Annotated in this window: 16 protein-coding genes and 2 pseudogenes; 11 read left to right on the plus strand and 7 right to left on the minus strand. The window is 41.1% G+C overall.

All coding sequences use genetic code 11. The features are described from left to right. Positions 1–40 precede the first annotated feature (40 nt). Together D7D50_RS07915 and guaA are read right to left on the minus strand one after the other, a co-directional pair. The gene (locus tag D7D50_RS07915; protein WP_120701939.1) at positions 41–346 is read right to left on the minus strand and encodes a hypothetical protein; all 306 of its coding nucleotides are present in this window, start codon (positions 344–346) and stop codon (positions 41–43) included. 301 nt (positions 347–647) lie between these two features. Then, positions 648–2,213: a glutamine-hydrolyzing GMP synthase gene (guaA, locus tag D7D50_RS07920; protein ID WP_006596353.1), complete on the minus strand. Its 1,566-nt coding sequence runs from the start codon at positions 2,211–2,213 to the stop codon at positions 648–650. 138 nt (positions 2,214–2,351) lie between these two features. Here guaA and D7D50_RS07925 point away from each other — a divergent pair, with 138 nt between their 5' ends. The 11 genes and pseudogenes from D7D50_RS07925 to xerS all read left to right on the plus strand — a co-directional run bounded on the left by D7D50_RS07925 (position 2,352) and on the right by xerS (position 12,444). Then, positions 2,352–3,050: a GntR family transcriptional regulator gene (locus tag D7D50_RS07925; RefSeq protein WP_120701940.1), complete on the plus strand. Its 699-nt coding sequence runs from the start codon at positions 2,352–2,354 to the stop codon at positions 3,048–3,050. Between the two features lie 43 nt (positions 3,051–3,093). Continuing rightward, positions 3,094–3,234 (plus strand): annotated as a pseudogene (locus tag D7D50_RS07930) (glycosyl transferase); the annotation flags it as partial. 65 nt (positions 3,235–3,299) lie between these two features. Beyond that, on the plus strand, positions 3,300–4,277 hold the full coding sequence (locus D7D50_RS07935) for an NAD-dependent epimerase/dehydratase family protein (protein WP_120701941.1): 978 nt from the start codon (positions 3,300–3,302) through the stop codon (positions 4,275–4,277). Continuing rightward, positions 4,252–5,067 carry an MBL fold metallo-hydrolase gene (locus D7D50_RS07940; protein WP_120701942.1) on the plus strand — a complete coding sequence of 272 codons (816 nt, stop codon included), beginning with the start codon at positions 4,252–4,254 and terminating at the stop codon, positions 5,065–5,067. Before D7D50_RS07935 ends, D7D50_RS07940 begins: the two co-directional genes overlap by 26 nt. Beyond that, positions 5,045–6,313: a F390 synthetase-related protein gene (locus D7D50_RS07945; protein WP_120701943.1), complete on the plus strand. Its 1,269-nt coding sequence runs from the start codon at positions 5,045–5,047 to the stop codon at positions 6,311–6,313. The genes D7D50_RS07940 and D7D50_RS07945 overlap by 23 nt, the downstream gene beginning before the upstream one ends. 11 nt (positions 6,314–6,324) lie before the next feature. Then, positions 6,325–7,253 (plus strand): annotated as a pseudogene (locus D7D50_RS07950) (3-oxoacyl-[acyl-carrier-protein] synthase III C-terminal domain-containing protein). A 79-nt stretch (positions 7,254–7,332) separates the two neighbouring features. Then, positions 7,333–7,665, plus strand: coding sequence for a putative DNA-binding protein (locus D7D50_RS07955; protein WP_120701944.1), 333 nt, complete (start codon positions 7,333–7,335; stop codon positions 7,663–7,665). Positions 7,666–7,699: 34 nt separating this feature from the next. Then, complete coding sequence (ffh, locus tag D7D50_RS07960) at positions 7,700–9,271, plus strand: signal recognition particle protein (RefSeq protein ID WP_120701945.1); 1,572 nt, start codon at positions 7,700–7,702, stop codon at positions 9,269–9,271. Between the two features lie 64 nt (positions 9,272–9,335). Next, the gene (locus D7D50_RS07965; protein ID WP_120701946.1) at positions 9,336–10,103 is read left to right on the plus strand and encodes an alpha/beta hydrolase; all 768 of its coding nucleotides are present in this window, start codon (positions 9,336–9,338) and stop codon (positions 10,101–10,103) included. 102 nt (positions 10,104–10,205) lie between these two features. Continuing rightward, positions 10,206–11,189 (plus strand): acetylxylan esterase, encoded by a 984-nt coding sequence (locus D7D50_RS07970; RefSeq protein WP_120701947.1) that lies wholly within the window; start codon positions 10,206–10,208, stop codon positions 11,187–11,189. A gap of 184 nt (positions 11,190–11,373) precedes the next feature. After that, complete coding sequence (gene xerS / locus D7D50_RS07975; protein ID WP_120701948.1) at positions 11,374–12,444, plus strand: tyrosine recombinase XerS; 1,071 nt, start codon at positions 11,374–11,376, stop codon at positions 12,442–12,444. A gap of 85 nt (positions 12,445–12,529) precedes the next feature. On the opposite strand, the gene D7D50_RS07980 is transcribed toward xerS, so the two are convergent. The 5 genes from D7D50_RS07980 to lpdA all read right to left on the minus strand — a co-directional run bounded on the left by D7D50_RS07980 (position 12,530) and on the right by lpdA (position 19,315). Further along, positions 12,530–13,171, minus strand: a complete 642-nt coding sequence (locus D7D50_RS07980; RefSeq protein WP_120701949.1) for a hypothetical protein — start codon at positions 13,169–13,171, stop codon at positions 12,530–12,532. 210 nt (positions 13,172–13,381) lie between these two features. Next, positions 13,382–14,008 carry a putative bacteriocin export ABC transporter gene (locus D7D50_RS07985; RefSeq protein WP_120701950.1) on the minus strand — a complete coding sequence of 209 codons (627 nt, stop codon included), beginning with the start codon at positions 14,006–14,008 and terminating at the stop codon, positions 13,382–13,384. A gap of 1 nt (position 14,009) precedes the next feature. Beyond that, a complete protein-coding gene (locus D7D50_RS07990; protein ID WP_120701951.1) occupies positions 14,010–16,019 on the minus strand; it encodes a DUF1430 domain-containing protein in 2,010 nt (669 codons plus the stop codon). A gap of 374 nt (positions 16,020–16,393) precedes the next feature. Beyond that, complete coding sequence (locus D7D50_RS07995) at positions 16,394–17,383, minus strand: lipoate--protein ligase (RefSeq protein WP_120701952.1); 990 nt, start codon at positions 17,381–17,383, stop codon at positions 16,394–16,396. 228 nt (positions 17,384–17,611) lie between these two features. Then, a complete protein-coding gene (lpdA, locus tag D7D50_RS08000) occupies positions 17,612–19,315 on the minus strand; it encodes a dihydrolipoyl dehydrogenase (protein WP_120701953.1) in 1,704 nt (567 codons plus the stop codon). Positions 19,316–19,350: the final 35 nt, after the last annotated feature.

A 19,350-nucleotide genomic window follows, 5' to 3' on the forward strand; every position in this document is an offset into this window, starting at 1 on the left:
ATCGAATTCTAACGAATGACCGATTTCTGTCCCACTCTCTTTAATCTGTAACTTCGATTGAGAGATAAGGAATACCCAAGATTCTTCCGAAGAATCCTAGAAAGGTCTTCCAAGCTGAACCTTTAATAATAGCAGTTTGACCAGCTTTTACGATAACTTCTTTAGAACGAGTAAAGGCTCCTCTTTGATCTACGTAAACCTTAACCATATTAAGTCCTTCAGGAAGCGGAAGTGTAACGGTTTCGTCTTTGCTTAAATTGGCAACACATTCTCCATTGATATAAACGTTTACCTTCATTAACATACCTACGAGGCCAGTTTGACGCGATACTGTAATTTCCGACATATCATTTCTCCTAACTTTATGAATTCCTTACTCAAAAGGAATAGTTTTAAACTATCATAACATAAGTAGTCGATTCATACAAGATATTGTTTCATCCTAAATTATTTGATAATCATCTAACACCCAAATAGAGTTCATAAGTTCCGCCTACATTTTCTTTGTTTTTTGAATTAGGAAATTTTGCTCCTTGATATAGACTGCCTGAAACTGGTCTAGAGAGTCATTTTGATAATAAATGTGCCTTACATATATAAAAATAACGCTGAAATTATTGATTTCAGCGTTATTTGAATAATTCATTTTATTCCCACTCAACGGTTGCAGGTGGTTTACTTGTGATATCGTAGACGATGCGGTTAACATGGTCAACTTCGTTTACGATACGGACTGAGATTTTTTGGAGGACTTCCCAAGGAATCTTAGCGAAGTCAGCTGTCATTCCATCGATAGAAGTGATAGCACGGATGGCAATGGTATAGTCGTAAGTACGACCATCGCCCATCACACCTACGGAACGAACGCCAGTGTTAACAGTGAAGTATTGCCAGATGTCGCGGTCAAGACCAGCCTTGGCGATTTCTTCACGAAGGATAGCGTCTGATTCACGGACTGTTTCTAGTTTTTCTTCAGTGATTTCACCCATGACACGGATGGCAAGCCCTGGACCTGGGAATGGTTGGCGCCATACGATATGGTCTGGCATACCAAGTTCAGTACCAAGGGCACGAACTTCATCCTTGTAAAGAGTGTTGAGCGGCTCAATCAACTCGAACTGCATGTCTTCTGGAAGTCCACCCACGTTGTGGTGAGACTTGATGGTTTGAGCAGTATCTGTACCAGACTCAATCACGTCTGTGTAAAGTGTTCCTTGCGCCAAGAATTTCACGTCTTTTAGCTTGCTTGCTTCATCATCAAAGACATAAACAAATTCGTTACCGATGATCTTCCGTTTTTGCTCTGGATCAGACACACCAGCCAATTTATCAAGGAAACGTTTGGCAGCGTCTGCTTTAACGATATTGAGACCAAACTTACCACCAAGCATGTCCATAACTTGGTCAGCTTCCCCTTTACGAAGAAGACCGTGGTCTACAAAGATACAGATCAATTGATCACCGATAGCTTTTTGGAGAAGAACCCCTACAACTGAAGAGTCAACACCACCAGAAAGACCAAGGAGAACACGTTTGTCTCCAACTTTTTCTCGGATTTGTTTGATTTGCATCTCAATAAAGTTATCCATGGTCCAATCGCCCTTAGCACCACAGATGTTCAAGGCAAAGTTACGCAAGATATCATATCCATGAACAGAGTGACGAACCTCAGGGTGGAATTGGATACCGTAGATTTTCTTGTCTGGATTTTCAATCGAAGCATACGGACAGTCAGCAGAAGTACCAGTACGGACAAAGTCAGCAGGAATTTCTGTAACAGCATCTCCATGACTCATCAAGACCAACTGTTTATCAGGTGTTCCCTCAAAGAGGGCAGAAGATTCAGCTAAGTTTAGCTCAGATTGGCCGTATTCACGGTTACCTGCATCCCCTGCAGGTACAACCTTCCCACCAAGTTTGTGAGTCAGGAGTTGCATGCCATAGCAGATTCCTAAAATTGGAATTCCAAGTTCAAAAATTTCAGGATCAATGTCAAAAGATCCTTCTTCATACACTGAGTTTGGTCCGCCTGAAAGAACGATCCCAACAGGATTGATTTCACGCACTTCAGCCGCTGTAATTTTGTGGCTCTTCAGTTCTGAAAAGACACCAATCTCACGAATACGACGAGAAATGAGCTGATTGTACTGGCTACCGTAATCAAGCACGATAATTTTTTCAACATCATGCAAATCAGTTGATAGGTTTGTCATCTTTTCCCCTTTTTCTAGAAAATTCTTTTCCTCTATTCTAACACAAAAGCCCCTTCATTACCAATCAATACTGACTACGATTGAAGATTTGACAAAATTGCGCTACAATAGGTTATAACACACAGAAAGAGTAGCAAGATGATTCCAGCTTACATACAAATTCACGATCAAATTAAAGCCGAAATTGACCAGAAAATCTGGAAAATTGGACAGCGCCTTCCTAGTGAGCGGGACTTGGCTGAGAAGTTCCAGGTTAGTCGGATGACCCTCCGTCAAGCCATTACCCTCTTGGTAGAAGAAGGAGTACTGGAGCGCCGTGTTGGTAGTGGTACCTTTGTCGCTAGCACGCGCGTCCAGGAAAAGATGCGGGGGACGACTAGTTTTACTGAAATTATGAAAGCGCAAGGAAAGGTTCCTTCTACACAGGTTATATCCTACAAACGGACCGTTCCAAGTCTTCAAGAAGTGGATAAACTAGGGATTGACAAAACTGAAACGATTGTACGTATGGAACGGGTTCGTTACGCAGATGGAGTCCCTGTTGTCTATGAAGTTGCCTCAATTCCAGAAAAATTTATCAGAAACTTCAAAAAAGAAGAGGTGACCAGCCATTTCTTCCAAACCTTGGAAAAGCACGGCTACCGTATCGGTAAATCCCAACAAACCATCTATGCCCGATTGGCCAAAGAAAAGATTGCTCATTACTTAGAAATACCAAAAGGACATGCTATTCTTGGTTTGACCCAGATTTCATATTTCGACAATGGTGTCGCTTTTGAGTATGTAAAAAGTCAATATGTCGGAGAACGGTTTGAATTTTACCTAGAAAACAATTAGGTAACACAATCCCTATGGTGTCAATTCAACACAGGGAGGTTTTATGTCTCGGATAAAAATCGATGCTGTTGTGGTGCCTCTTAGTGGACAACTTTATCCAGTTCTTTTGCTTTTAGCCCCATTGTTGAATGATCCCAACTATGAGATTCGAATTTTTATAGGACCACAAAAGCAAAAAATAGCCCTGACCTATGATGCTACCAGCATTTTAAAAAAAGAAATTCATCGCTTAGTTAAAAAGGAGGCGCCATGAAAGTACTCGTAACAGGAGCAACAGGTTTTCTAGGAAAATACGTGGTAAAAGAGTTAGTAGCAGAAGGCTACTTTGTCCGCGCTTTTGGTCGGAATGAAGCAGTAGGACAAAGCTTGGTTTCAGAACAAGTGGAATTCTTCAAAGGAGATCTGAGTTCCAAGCAAGCAGTAGAAGAGGCATGTAAGGGCGTTGAAATGGTCGTCCATGCTGGAGCTTTATCCACTGTTTGGGGGCCTTGGGAGAGTTTTTATCAAGCTAATGTCCTCGGTACTAAACATGTTTTAGAAGCTTGCCGTACTAATAAAATAAGTCGCTTGGTCTATGTTTCTTCACCAAGTATTTACGCTGCTCCGAAAGACCAAATCGGCATCAAAGAAGAAGATGCTCCAACTGAAAATCATTTAAACAACTACATCAAAAGCAAGTTACTATCAGAGAAACTCTTTCCTGCATACCCGGATGTTCCCAGCATTATCCTTCGTCCTCGTGGGCTCTTTGGCATTGGGGATACGAGCATCCTTCCACGTGTTCTCAAGCTAAGCCAAAAGATTGGAATCCCCTTAATCAAGGAAGGCAAGCAATTGATGGACATGACCTGTGTTGAGAATGTTGCTTTGGCTATCGCTTTGGCTCTGAAAGCTGATAGGGCAGAAGGTCAAGTCTATAACATTACCAACGGCGAGCCGACTCCTTTTAAAGAACTCATCGAAGAAGCCTTGCAGGGCCTGGAACTTCCTATTCGTTATAAAAAATTACCTGCCTTTCTTCTAGGTGGCTTGGCTTCTAGCTTAGAGGTTCTTTATCAGTTCTTACCTCTAAAGGGTGAGCCACCATTAACTCGCTATACCTACTACCTATTGCGTTATAGCCAGACACTTGATATTTCAAAAGCAAGAGAAGAGTTGGGTTATGAGCCACGCATCAGCATCAAGGAGGGAATTGCCCAGTATGTCCAAGATTATCGAAAGCATTAAGTACTTCCCTGCTGGCTATTGTACCAGCAATCTCGCCTTGCTCTTTAAGGGGCAGAAAAGAAAGAAGATGGTTTTTCCAGCCGGTGTCTATCTCCTCAAACACCGAGAGCATGGCTATATTCTCTATGATACGGGCTATCATTATGAGATCAAAAGTAAATTCCGTTATCTTTATTACCGTCTTGGAACTCCTATGCAGATGAAAAAGGAAGACCAGATCGATTGCTTGCTTCAAGCGACTGGGATTTCACCAGATGACATATCCTATGTCATCCTCTCGCATTTTCATCCAGACCATCTAGGAGGAGCGGGTTGCTTCAAGCAGGCACGCTTCTTGGTCACAGAGAGAGCCTATCACGTCTACCAGAAGCACAGCTTCAAGGATTTAATTTTTAAAGAGTTTTTGCCGGAACATTTTGAAGAGGCTGTCCAAATTATCCAGCCTCAGGGAACCAACCCTCGTTTTGCTTATACGGAAACAGTAGATATCTTTGGAGACGGCAGTATTCTCCTGAGTTCCCATGATGGGCACGCTAAGGGACAAGGCTGTCTTTTCCTTCCGGAATATCAATTGTTTATTGGTGCTGATCTCTGCTGGGGAATTGACCTTCTTCCCTTGACAGAGCAGATGCGCTGGATTCCTAGTCAAGTTCAGGATAATGGGAAGGACTATTTAGAAAATGTCAATTTCCTCCGTACCTTGTTAAATAAAGGAATCGCTGTTCTCGTCAGCCATGATCCAATTGAACGGGTAGAAAGAATACTAAATGAAAAAATGGACCTTTCTTAAAACCTTTTACCAAACCCGCTGGGGGCATCGCTTCAAGAACCGTGAGGAACTGGAGCGCTACCAAGAAAAAGAACTACAAAATTACCACAGCTTCTTACTCCAGCATTCTCCCTATTTCTCTCAAGGTGTTCCAAAAGACTTCCGCTATATGGACAAGACCTTTATGATGGAGCATTTCAATGAGTTAAATACCCAAGGAATCGACCGGGATCAGGCTCTTGAAATGGCGATTCGAGGTGAGCAGTCTCGTGATTTTACAGAGATGCAAGGAGAAGTAGCAGTTGGTCTTTCCTCTGGTACCTCCGGACACCGGGGGATCTTTATCACGACGAAAACAGAACGTAGTATGTGGGCAGCCGCTATACTCGCTAAAATGCTCCCCAAAGGAAAGCTCCTTGGTCACCGCATTGCCTTTTTCCTCCGTGCTGATAACCAGCTCTATCAAACCATCAATTCTCCCTTGATTCGCCTAGAGTATTTTGATATTTTCAAAGATAGCCAAGAGCACATCGGGCGTTTAAATGACTACCAGCCGACCATCCTTGTGGCTCCAGCCTCTACCTTATTAGATTTAACCAAGTATCTGGAAAATCAGACCCTGGAGATTCAACCTCAAAAGGTCGTTTCCGTCGCTGAAATCTTAGAGGATCGGGACCGGGACCTCATCCGTCAAGCATTTGATCTTTCTAAGGTCGATCAGGTCTACCAAGCAACAGAAGGTTTCTTAGCCTGTACCTGTTCTGAGGGGAACTTGCACCTCAACGAGGACATTTTATCAGTGGAAAAAGACTATTTGGATGACCGCCGTTTTTATCCGATCATTACGGATTTTAAACGTAGGAGCCAACCTATTTACCGCTACCGGCTCAATGATATTCTGGTAGAGGATCCGGAACCCTGTAGATGTGGTTCTGTCTTTACAAGGATTGCTAAAATTGAGGGGCGATCAGACGACATCTTTTATTTCAAAAAAGCAGATGGCGAGCTACAGATGGTTTATCCAGACTTCATTCGGCGTTGTATCCTCTTTGTCGAAGGAATTCAAGACTATCAAGTGACGCAAACCGAAGATGGACAAGTTCAGGTTGCTCTCAGCAAACGTTCATCTGAGATAGAAGAGGCTATCCTCAACCAATTTCAAGTCTTAGCAGATCAAAAGGGCTTTATCATGCCCACTCTAACCTTTATTGACTACCAATGGGACACAAGTCGCAAACTCAAGCGCGTACAACGTCTTCAAAAATAGGAGGAAGCATTATGACAAGTGTACAAAGACACGTTCGTATTAAAGGCTATGGAACAGCCTTACCCAAGCATCAAGTCACCTTTAAGGACCAGACACGTTACCGAGTAAAAGAAGACGAAGAATCTCAGATCGACTTAGCTGCTCGTGCTATCGAACAAGCACTAGAGCAAGCAGGATTGACTGCCTAGTTTCAGCGAGCGCCGTAGGCGTTCAGCCGATTCCTTGTACAGCTGCTTTGATCCATGAGCGCGTGGCCAAGGGACTTACGATTCCTGCCATGGATATCAATACCACCTGTACCAGCTTTATTTCAGCCCTTAGTACCATTTCTTATCTGATTGAAGGTGGTGAATACAAGCGTGTCCTCATTGTTTCCAGTGAGGTAGGAAGCCTGGGCCTTAATCCAAAGCAGAAAGAAAGCTATGAACTTTTTAGTGATGGGGCAGCTGCCTTTATCTTTGAAAGCACGACGGAAGATTTAGGAGTGATTGCCAGCCTTCAACGTACCTGGTCTGAGGGAGCCCATGATACCGAAATTCGTGGTGGTTTGACAGCTTATCATCCGAAATTGTACTCTGAATCAACCAAGACTGATTTCATGTTTGACATGAAAGGGAAGAAAATTCTCTTACTTTCTGCTCGTGTTATTCCAGAAATGTTCCAAGAATTCCAAGAGAAATCCGGCATTTCTAAAGATACAGTAGATTATATTATTCCCCACCAAGCTAGTCGAGCTCTTCCTTTAGTCATGGAAAAATTAGGAGTCCCAGACTATAAGTATCTTAACATCGTCAGCGATTACGGAAACATGGTTTCTGTAGCTGTGCCTTTTGGTTTAGCCTATGCGCTTGATCATGGCTATGTGAAGAAAGGAGATACCATCTTCTTGATTGGAACTGCGGCAGGGATGACGGTCAATATGTTAGCACTGAAACTCTGATGATGAATCCTCTCATTTCAACTCAAAAAGCATCAAGTCCCGCTAGTCTTTAGCGGGCTTTTTTGATATAATGAAAGGTATGGAAATTGAGAAAACCAACCGAATGAATGCTCTCTTTGAGTTTTACGCAGCACTTTTGACAGACAAGCAGATGAACTATATCGAGCTCTATTATGCAGATGACTACAGCTTGGCTGAGATTGCTGAAGAGTTCAGGGTGAGTCGTCAGGCTGTTTATGATAATATCAAGCGAACTGAAAAGATTCTGGAAGACTATGAGATGAAGCTTCATATGTACTCTGATTACATTGTCCGCAGTCAGATTTTTGATCAGATCTCTGACAAGTATCCTGATGACGCTTATCTACAAGAGCAAATCGCAGTCTTATCCAGCATTGATAACCGAGAATAAATAAGATTAAAATACCTGTAATAGGAGAAGTAGTATGGCATTTGAAAGTTTAACTGAACGTTTACAGAACGTCTTTAAAAATCTTCGTAAGAAAGGGAAAATCTCTGAAGCGGATGTCCAAGAGGCAACCAAAGAGATTCGTCTAGCCCTCTTAGAGGCCGACGTTGCCCTTCCTGTTGTAAAAGACTTTATCAAACGCGTCCGCGAGCGGGCCGTAGGCCATGAGGTCATTGAAACCCTGAACCCTGCCCAACAAATCGTTAAAATTGTCGATGAAGAATTGACAGCTATTTTGGGTTCTGAGACAGCAGACATTATCAAATCACCTAAGATTCCAACTATTATCATGATGGTCGGTCTTCAAGGGGCTGGTAAAACAACCTTCGCTGGGAAATTAGCTAACAAATTGGTCAAGGAAGAAAATGCACGTCCTTTGATGATTGCGGCCGATATCTATCGTCCAGCTGCCATTGACCAGTTGAAGACTCTTGGTCAACAGATCAATGTCCCTGTATTCTCATTGGGAACAGAAGTCCCTGCAGTAGAAATCGTACGTCAAGGTTTAGAGCAAGCAAGAGCTAACCACAATGACTATGTCTTGATCGATACGGCTGGTCGTCTGCAAATCGATGAAAAACTCATGGGTGAGTTGCGCGATGTCAAAGCCCTTGCTGAGCCAAATGAAATCCTCTTGGTTGTAGATGCCATGATTGGTCAAGAAGCGGCCAATGTGGCGCGTGAGTTTAACGAACAACTCGAAGTGACCGGGGTGATTTTGACCAAGATTGATGGGGATACCCGTGGTGGTGCAGCCCTTTCTGTCCGTCAGATTACTGGGAAGCCAATCAAATTCACTGGTACTGGTGAAAAAATCACTGATATCGAAACCTTCCACCCAGAACGCATGTCTGGTCGGATCCTCGGTATGGGGGATATGCTGACGCTGATCGAGAAGGCTTCTCAAGAATACGATGAGAAACGCTCGCTTGAACTCGCTGAGAAGATGCGGGAAAATACCTTTGACTTCAACGATTTCATCGATCAGTTAGACCAAGTTCAAAACATGGGACCAATGGAAGATCTACTCAAGATGCTTCCAGGTATGGCCAACAATCCAGCTATGAAGAACCTCAAGGTCGACGAACGAGAAATTGCTCGCAAACGCGCGATCGTATCATCTATGACCCCAGCTGAACGCGAAAATCCAGATCTTTTAAACCCTAGTCGCCGTCGTAGGATTGCTGCCGGTTCAGGGAATAGCTTTGTCGACGTCAACAAATTCATCAAAGACTTTAACCAAGCTAAACAGATGATGCAAGGCGTCCTCTCTGGTGATATGAACAAGATGATGAAACAAATGGGGCTGAATCCAAATAATCTGCCGAAGAACATGCCTGGTGGAATGCCGGATATGTCTGCCCTCGAAGGGATGATGGGACAAGGTGGGATGCCTGACTTATCAGCTCTTGGTGGAGGCGCTGGAATGCCTGATATGAGCCAAATGTTCGGTGGTGGTCTCAAAGGAAAAGCTGGCGAATTCATGATGAAACGGGCTATGAACAAAATGGCCAAACAAATGCGCAAGAATAAGAAAAAACGGAAATAATCGTTTCGAATAAGGACCTGGGACATTGTTCCGGGTTCTTTTAGAAAAAAGTACTAGAGAAAACATGTTAAAAAAACTATTTCAACCACTCATTCGTTTCTTTGTAAGATTGTTTTCTTCGCACAGCAAGCCCTTTTATTTTCCAAAAGGTTCGAAGAAACCACCAATCAATCCGATCATCTTTGTACCTGGAAGTTCAGCTAGTATCCAGCGTTTCAATGGAACCATCCGCATGCTCCATCGTTTTTCTAGAAAAAAACAGAGTCTCTTAAAAATTAAAGTCAATAAAGATGATTCTATCGAGATGGAAGGAAGACTGAATACAAAAGAGCCGAATCCGATGATTGTGATTGGCTTCGAGAACAATCGAGATGGCTACAGCAATATCAAGCAGCAAATCGAATCCCTTAAGATCGCCATCACCTACCTCCTTGATCACTATTATTTTACAGAGTTCAAGGCAGTCGGGCACTCCAATGGTGGACTAGTTTTGACTGGCTTATTGGAAAGTGGCTTTTTAGAAAAGAAAAAACTGACCGTAAGGAAGCTCGCTATTATTGGTAGTCCTTACAAATTTAACCAAGAGATGTATGACGATTTTCAAAGGTGGAAACATCGATTAGATAAAGAAGTAGAGGTCCTAAACTTTGTCGGTAGCTTTGCTGGAAAATCAGACGGCATCGTTCCTCTCTCTAGTGCACAAGCAGCAAAATCAATTTTTGAGAATCAAACTTATTCAGAAGTGAATTTAAAAGGACGCAAGGCTCATCATTCAGCTTTACCCACTAATCCAGAGCTGGTTAAGCAATTAAGTCTATTTTTGAATCTATAATAAATTACATAATTTTGGTTATGTAATTTATTTTTGACCCTTGCAATCCTTAAGTAAATATGGTACATTTTTGGTACCGGTTACAAATAAAAGGAGAAACTAATGAAAAATCCAGCCTTACTTGAGGAAATGAAGACTTATAAAGGGCGAGATGAAGTTCCTGCAGACTTTGATTCCTTCTGGGATCAAGCCTTAGCAAACCTTGCTGAACTTCCTGAATACAAACTCGAAGAACAAGATTTCAGCATTCCAAACGTTCATTGTTATGAATTAAGCTTTAAAGGAACACGAGATGGTCTTGTTTATGCGCGAGTTGTTTTCCCAAAAACGGATCAAAAGGTTCCAGTTATTTTCCATTTTCATGGCTATATGGGCCGTTGTTGGGATTGGTCAGATATGCTGGCTTATACAGTAGCTGGATATGGTGTGGTCTCCATGGATGTAAGAGGTCAGTCGGGCTTTTCAACCGACGGAGATCGTTCACCACTTGGAAATACGGTAAAAGGACAGATTATCCGTGGCGCCGTGGAAGGTCCAGATGAGCTCTTTTATAAGGATATCTACTTAGATCTTTACCAGTTAATTGAAATTGTAGCCAGCCTTCCTCAAGTTGACGACAGCAAACTTGCCAGCTATGGAGCCTCACAAGGTGGTGCCTTGGCCCTGGTTGCTGCTGGATTGAATCCTCGTATACAACGAACGGTAGCCATTTATCCATTCTTATCAGATTTCAGACGAGTATTGGAGATTGGGAACACCAGCGAGGCCTATGACGAGCTTTTCCGTTATTTCAAGTTCCATGATCCATTCCATGAAACAGAAGATCGTTTGATGCAGACTTTGGCCTATATTGATGTGAAAAACTTTGCCCATCGTATCAAAGGACAGGTTCACATGATTACCGGGCTAGATGATGATGTCTGTTATCCTGTGACACAGTTTGCCATTTATAATCGATTAGAATGTCCAAAAGAGCATTTAATCATGCCAGAATATGCCCACGAAGCCATGAACGTTCAAGTCAATGATCGAGTCTATAATTGGCTCTGTGGTAGCAAGATTTCATTTCAATATGTAGAAAAATAAGTTAGAAAAGAAAATAATCAGTAGATCCACGAGATTTGCTGATTGTTTTGTTTTTAAAAGGTATAGATAGGAAACAAAACAATCCTATATATCCCCTATGACATCTTTCCGAAAAACTATAATTTTCTTGAAAAATATATCTGGCTATGCTATACTACTGGTATAGAAAAATTTGGAGAAATACATGAAACGCGAGATCTTATTAGAACGTATTGATAAACTCAAACAAGTCATGCCTTGGTATGTGTTAGAATATTATCAATCGAAACTGGCCGTTCCATACAGTTTTACGACCTTGTACGAATACTTAAAAGAATACGATCGATTTTTCACCTGGGTCTTGGAATCTGGTATATCAGATGCTGACACCATGGCTAATATCCCTTTAGAGGTTCTAGAGCACATGACCAAGAAAGACATGGAATCCTTTATTCTTTACTTGCGTGAGCGTCCTCTGCTCAATGCCAATACGACTAAAAATGGGGTTTCTCAAACAACCATTAACCGTACCCTTTCTGCACTTTCTAGTCTTTATAAGTATTTGACTGAGGAAGTTGAAAACGAGCAAGGGGAACCTTATTTCTACCGTAATGTCATGAAGAAGGTTGCAACCAAGAAAAAGAAAGAAACCTTAGCTGCTCGAGCTGAAAATATCAAGCAAAAGCTCTTTTTAGGTGATGAGACAGAAGGTTTCCTTAGCTATATCGACCAGGAATACCCTAAAACACTTTCAAATCGGGCCTTATCTTCCTTTAATAAGAATAAAGAGCGTGATTTAGCCATTATCGCACTCCTTCTTGCCTCTGGTGTCCGTCTCTCTGAAGCAGTTAACTTAGACCTACGGGATCTCAATCTTAAGATGATGGTGATTGACGTCACTCGAAAAGGTGGAAAACGTGACTCGGTCAATGTCGCTGCCTTTGCTAAGCCTTATTTAGAGCAATATCTTGCCATTCGAGACAAACGATATAAGACGGAAAAAAAGGATACAGCCCTCTTCTTAACCTTATATCGAGGTGTTCCGAATCGGATTGATGCTTCTAGTGTTGAAAAGATGGTGGCTAAGTATTCAGAAGACTTCAAAGTCCGGGTGACACCCCACAAGCTTCGCCATACCCTAGCAACTCGTCTCTATGATGCAACCAAATCCCAAGTTTTGGTCAGCCATCAGCTAGGACATGCCAGCACTCAGGTAACGGACTTGTATACGCATATCGTAAATGACGAACAGAAAAATGCCTTGGATAGTTTATGAGATACATAATATAAATTATGTAATATATTTAGTGTTAGAAAAAGAGCGTAGATCTTTGATAGAATCTTACGCTCTTTTATACTTTCTAAAAAAATTCGATCCAATAATTACGATGAGGCTCAATAATTACTGGTTTACCCCAGAATGATTTTAGATAAGCCAAGTTTGCAGGGGTGACAGGTCTTTTTTCACTATTGAACTTCTCTGCACTCTCTTTCGTTAAAAAGCATTTAACTGCTTCATATGTTGTACCATCGCTCGCTATTCGATCAATTCCTAAATAAGCAATTTCATCACCAGCTTTTGGAAAATCTGTAAATAGTTTACCAATAAAATAAACCGTCTTATCTTTCATTAATTCATAAGCCTTACTATTTTCCAGTCTGTTATTCGCTGCAGCGTACATAATACAAAAACTATCCACGATATCTTTCAAAGGCATTAATTCTTCTTTACTGACCATAATTTCGTCGGGAGCAAGTCCACCAATGATTAAGTTTTTATAATGAGGTTGCTGAATGATATTATCTAAAGCCATTCCTAATGGTAGTTGGACAGCTTGATAGCCTAAAGGTTCTAGATCTTGCTTTTTCCGGTCAAGGTGTTCTTGAGTAATACTGACATTCAAATCATATGGACTAGAAAGTTGTTCCTTCCTAAAAAAAGCCACTACGATACGATCTAACTGTTCAAATAGCCCAAGATTTTCTACTGGAACTTTCATCATTGAATTTGATCCCCTTTTTGTTTCAGATTTCCTCTATATTCTACACTCATCGCATTTGAATATCAAGAAAAGAGGCCATGTCACGAACTAACTTTTGATGAAAAAACTTAAAATTTTTGTTTGACCGAATCTTTCTTCATCAGCCTATACCTCATGAATAGCTGGCTATAAAAGATAATACAGAAGATCCTACCATTCTTCAGCCATGGATTAGTTGAGCTTTATCACTTCGTCAGCTTTTTCCCAAATCACTGGATTATGGGTTGCAATAATGATTATACGCTCTTGATTCTTTAACATTAAGAGCAAGTCCATCACCTCTTGTGAGGTTTCTGGATCCAGTGCTGCAGTTAGTTCATCCGCCAAAATTAAAGGTGGATCTTTTAAAATAACTTTAGCTAATGCGACACGTTGCGCCTCTCCCCCCGATAATTCATAAATCTTTTGATCCAGAGCAAGGTAAGCCAATCCTACTTTTTTGAGCACTTCTTCTTCTTGCTGCTTCTTCTCTTTTTTCGTTAATTTTTGCCCAATCAATCCCAAATCTAAATTTGTAGCGATAGTCTCGTTTTCAAGTAGGCCAAAATTTTGAAAGAGATAGCCTAATTCATGCTTAAAGAAGTGATGCTGTTTGATTTGTTTCAGTTCTTGCCCTTTATAGCTTATACTCCCTTTTTCATAAGGATCTATCTTCGCCAAGATATTGAGCAAGGTTGTTTTACCACACCCACTATTTCCGATCAGAGCATAGACCTTACCTTCTGTAAATTGCAAGCTCAAATCTTGAAAGACCGTTCGTTGGCCAAATGATTTGGTTAAATGTTCTACGGTAATCATATTAGGCTCCTTTCAGTACAGTGGCTAACAAGTGGTCTTCTTTATGAGACCGGTACAGGAGAATGAACCAAGCATTAGTAATAAATAGCAAGAGAGTGACAAGAGCAATCCACCATTCCGAAGTGAGAATGAATACCAAGAGGCTTCCTAATAGCAAAAGGCTACTTTCTGAGAGCAAAATCATTTGGTGAATGTTTACAAATCCCAGACCTGCAATCTTCTTCAAGAAGATTTGTTTTCTAAACTCTTCAAAATATAGGAAATTCATAGTGTTAAAAAGAAGAACAGAGGTTGCTATACCAAAGACTCCTCCTGCAATCGCCATGAGATTTTCTATTTGTATGTTTTGGGCCATTTGCTGGTAAACGTCCACTGCATAGTCGTACTGACTAACACTTTTTTCAAGATTATACTCAGCGACTAGCTTCCTACTATTCTGAAGTCCATTAAAATAAAGGTAGGGATTTAGATCGGTGAAATATGGATTCACATAGCCTCCAAAACTTTCAGGTTGAATAACCACTAAAACCGGATCGGTAAAGAATTGCTTATAGCTAATTGGTGTGTTGTTGTAGATAAAGCGTTTTTGATGATTCGGAATATACGTTACCTTCGCCTTCATTGATAAGGTGATATTTCCTTGATCATCTCGAGGAGATAGATAATCTTCATATCGCTTGATCATCTCCTCTTCTCGACCTTTTAATTTTTCCGGAAGTAAGAGACCAAATTCTCCTGCTTGTAAGTGATTTAAGTGATCTTTTTCTTCAGGAGAAACTGGAACACCTTGGATATCAAGATAATTTGGAGTGACATACAGGCTATTGGCAAGTGGATCGTAATCTGTGATTGAAAACTCTTTACCTGTACTAGGATCCGTCATAACTCCTTTTGAACTAAAAGATACGAGATTATGATAAGCTAAAAGACCACCATTTTCGATTCCAGACTCGATGAGCTTAGACCATTTTGCTCTGTTCTCAATTTGCGTCTCTTTGTTTGTTTTCTGTGAAAAATCCTCGCGACTTGTACTAATTTGGACCCAATTCGACTGTTTTAACCAAGCCTCACTTCCCTCTTGGTGAGTTTGCCAGACTGATCCATAAATACTGATTCGATGAATCGCAAGGCCAATTAATGCCACAGCGAGAAATTGACAAATAAAGAGGAAAACCAATATGCGCTTCAATGGAACCTTCCCTTTTAAAAGGGGGACTAAATGAATCGTTTGAATACTATATGCAAAGAGGAAGGATAAGAAAACAGACAAAATTAGTAAAATCCCATTGTAAATAATACTACTGGAAATGACGAGGGAATAGGAAAAAGGTGTCAATTGAAAGCAATAAATCAGAACAGCACCCATTATACTTGCGCCAATACATCCCAAAAGCAACTCTATACTATCATCTTTTAGAGAATGTCCGAAAAGTTGCAAGCGTCTCATTCCTGAAATATATCGAATCCCAGCACTTCTCATTTCTTGTGTTTTTTGAATAATCGTAAAAGAGCTAAAACTAATGATAAAAATGACTAAGGCAAGTGATTGTGAACCTGAGCCAAAAAAGGCAATAAAGGTCTGCAGAGGATTTGGTTTCTCAATAAAAGTTTGTGAGAAACCAAGAGTATGAAGCGTTTGATCCAGCTTTTTAGTTTCCAATTCACCTGTTAATATATAATAATTCTTTAGCAGGCTTTCATTGGCAGCCAGTTCTTTCTTCTCTCTTTTAATCCCAAGAGGAAGTTTTCCCTCTCCGTAGATATCATAGGTGAAAACAACCTGCCCTTTAGAATCTGTTCTTTGTATCTGACGGGCAATTATACTATGATTTTCCCTTGCCAAACGGTCTAAACTGGAAGATAACTCTTCATATGTGACGCTCTTTTCTTGTCTCACCACACCTACTACCGGAAGACTGGTGTGGATAACCGTATTTGGAGAAATAAAGGCAATCCAAATCAAAAAGCTAGAGATGAAAAGGTTTGATAGAATAATAAAGACACGTTTCATATCATCACACTTTCTAAAGCATCAAAGGGAAGTATTATTCAGCTAGTCAATCAATTTCCTTGTTTAGTGGTTACTGAGTATTAAAAAATCATAATTATATTTTTGTAAGCGAATACACTTTTCCACCTTTACTATACCACAAAATCCTTCGTAAAACAATAATTTCTATGTGAAACTAGTTTCAAAAAAGAGGCTGGGACAAAAGTCCTAGCCTCTCAATTGTCTTTGGATTGTCGAGCAAGACGCAGTGGTTGAGTGGGCTCTACTAGGCTGAATTCATCAGCTTTTACAGCCCTACTCAACTGTGCGGAGGTGGGACGACGAAATCGGTAATTCGTTAGAATTCGATTTCGTCGTCCCACTCTCTTATGACATTATTCCACCACAGCCTCAGCAATTTCTTCTGCAGTGATTCCTGCGAAGTAACGACCTAGGTTAATGGTTTGTAGGGCTTTGAGGACATCTTCACGTTCGTATTTGACACCACGAAGAAGCTCTTCTACTGCTGCAACGTCTTCGATACCAAAGAAGTCTCCATAGATCTTGATGTCTTGGATTTTAGATTCAATGACGTTAGCAAAGATTTCAACCTTACCGCTAGGAAATTTAGTGCCACGACGGACATTGTATTCAGGGGACTTCCCATAGTTCCAATCCCAGGTACCGAACTTGGTTTCCTTAATACGGTTGATCTCAGCCAATTCTTCATCTGAGAAGACATATTCAGTCATCTCAGGATATTCTTTCTTCATGTAGTCCAGAAGCAGGTCACGGAACTCTTCAACCGTGATTTTTTCTGGCAACTCGTCGATAATATTGGTGACACGAGCACGAACTGATTTAACCCCTTTAGACTCAAACTTGTCTTTAGACACCTTGAGAGCATTGGCAAGGACAGACAAATCAACGTCAAAGAGAAGGCAACCATGGTGCATGATCCGTCCATTGATGTAGGCTTGAGCATTCCCACAGAATTTCTTACCGTCAATTTCCAAATCGTTACGACCCGTGAATTCAGCCTTAACTCCAAGCTGAGCCAAGGTATTGATGACCGGAGTTGAAAAGCTCTTGAAGTCAAAAGCCTTATTTTCATCTTCTTTAGAGATGATGGTATAGTTAAGGTTGTTCAAATCATGGTAAACAGCCCCACCACCACTGATCCGGCGAACGACTTCAATACCATGCTCCCGAACGTAGTCACGGTTAATTTCTTCGATAGTATTTTGGTGACGACCAACGATGATTGATGGTTTGTTAATCCAGAGAAGGAAGATTTGATCCTCATCCAATAGATGCTTAAAGGCATACTCTTCTAAAGCAATATTAAAAGCAGTATCATTTGAATAATTAATAATGTATTTCATAGTAATTCCAAAAATTCTTTTTATTAATCCTACTCATAGTATGATGAGTGCCAGACAGAAATAGTTAAATTGTACTTGAATTTTCTGAAGTAGTAAAAAGAAATGTAACGAGTTATCGTTACATTTCTCGGAAAAATTGAGACAAAAGGCTCAATTTTTAGGCATGGAACTCTAAAGAGGTCGCTGCCGTCCGTACTACTTTAAGAAAATTTAGTTGAAAGAATAATATTATTTCTTCTTAGGTGAGTGAACTGCCAATCCAAGTACATCCGCAAAAGCTTCGTACATCACTTCTGAGAAGGTTGGGTGACCATGGATAGTCTTGAGCATTTCTTCTACAGTGATTTCCATCTCAATGATGGTTGAAGCTTCGTTGATCAATTCAGCTGCTGCTGGACCAATGATGTGAACCCCAAGAACTTCACCATATTTCTTGTCTGCAATGACCTTAACAAAGCCTTGAGCTGCATCTGACGCAATGGCACGACCGTTAGCTGCAAAGTTGAATTTACCAATTTGAACATCGTATTTTTCACGAGCTTGTTCTTCTGTCAAACCAACTGCTGCTACTTCTGGAAGTGTGTAGATGGCTGCAGGAGTCAAGTTCAATTTGGCAACAGCGTGGTTCCCTTTAAGAGCATTTTCAGCTGCTACTTCACCCATACGGAAAGCAGCGTGGGCCAACATCTTGGTACCATTGATATCACCTGGCGCATAGATACCTGGAACAGATGTTTCCATGTATTCATTGACCTTGATCCGACCACGGTCTAATTCAAAGTCCACTTCACCAATTCCTTCAAAATCTGGAACACGACCGATTGAAAGAAGAGCCTTGTTCGCGATGATATCGTCTTTGCCTTCCACCTTGATACGGAGTTTGCCATCTTCTTCAATGATTTCTTGCAGTTTGGTATCAGTCAAGATGGTCATCCCCTTGCGTTCAAGGATCAAGCGAAGGTTCTTAGATACTTCCGCATCCATAGCTGGAACAATGCGGTCCATCATTTCAATAACAGTAACTTTTGAACCAAAGGTCATAAAGGCTTGACCAAGTTCGATACCGACAACCCCACCACCGATGATCACGAGACTTTCTGGGACTTCGTTCATATCCAAGATATCATCACTGGTCATTACAAGTGATGATTCCATACCAGGAACGTTAATCTTGCTAACTTTTGAACCACCAGCAAGGATGATTTTCTTAGTTTCAAGTAATTCAGAACCATTTACCAAGACATTCTTATCTTTCGTAATGGTACCGATACCCTTATGAACATCAACACCATAGCTACGAAGAAGTCCTGCAACACCGCCAACTAAAGTATTGACGACCTTGTTCTTGGTTTCAAGAACCTTGTCCATATCAACAGTGAAGTTAGGGTTTTCAATTACGATACCACGATTTGCAGCATGGCCGATATTTTCGATAATTTCAGCGTTGTGAAGGTAAGTCTTAGTTGGGATACATCCGCGGTTCAAGCAAGTTCCACCAAGTTCAGATTTCTCAACAAGGGCAACCTTACCACCCAATTGAGCTGCCTTGATAGCTGATACGTAACCAGCAGGACCACCACCGATTACTACGATATCATAAGCATCATCGCTCTTATTGTCATCGTTTGAAGCACTTGCTGCGGCTGGCGCTGGACTCGCTTCTGGTGCTGCTCCAGCTGTTGGGATGTTTTCTCCTTCTTCACCAAGGTATCCGATTACTTCTGTTACAGGAACAGTCTCGCCGTCACCTTTCAAGATAGCAATCAAGTAGCCATCTTCTTCAGCTTCCAATTCCATGCTGACTTTATCTGTCATGATTTCAAGGAGAACTTCTCCTTCTTTTACAAATTCGCCGACTTTTTTATTCCACTGAACGATTTGTCCTTCGGTCATATCTACGCCGGCTTTTGGCATAATTACTTCTAAGGCCATTTTATTTCCCTCTTTTTCTTGTTTCTATTCTCTTT

Source organism: Streptococcus koreensis (assembly GCF_003627135.1).
Classification (GTDB): domain Bacteria; phylum Bacillota; class Bacilli; order Lactobacillales; family Streptococcaceae; genus Streptococcus; species Streptococcus ilei.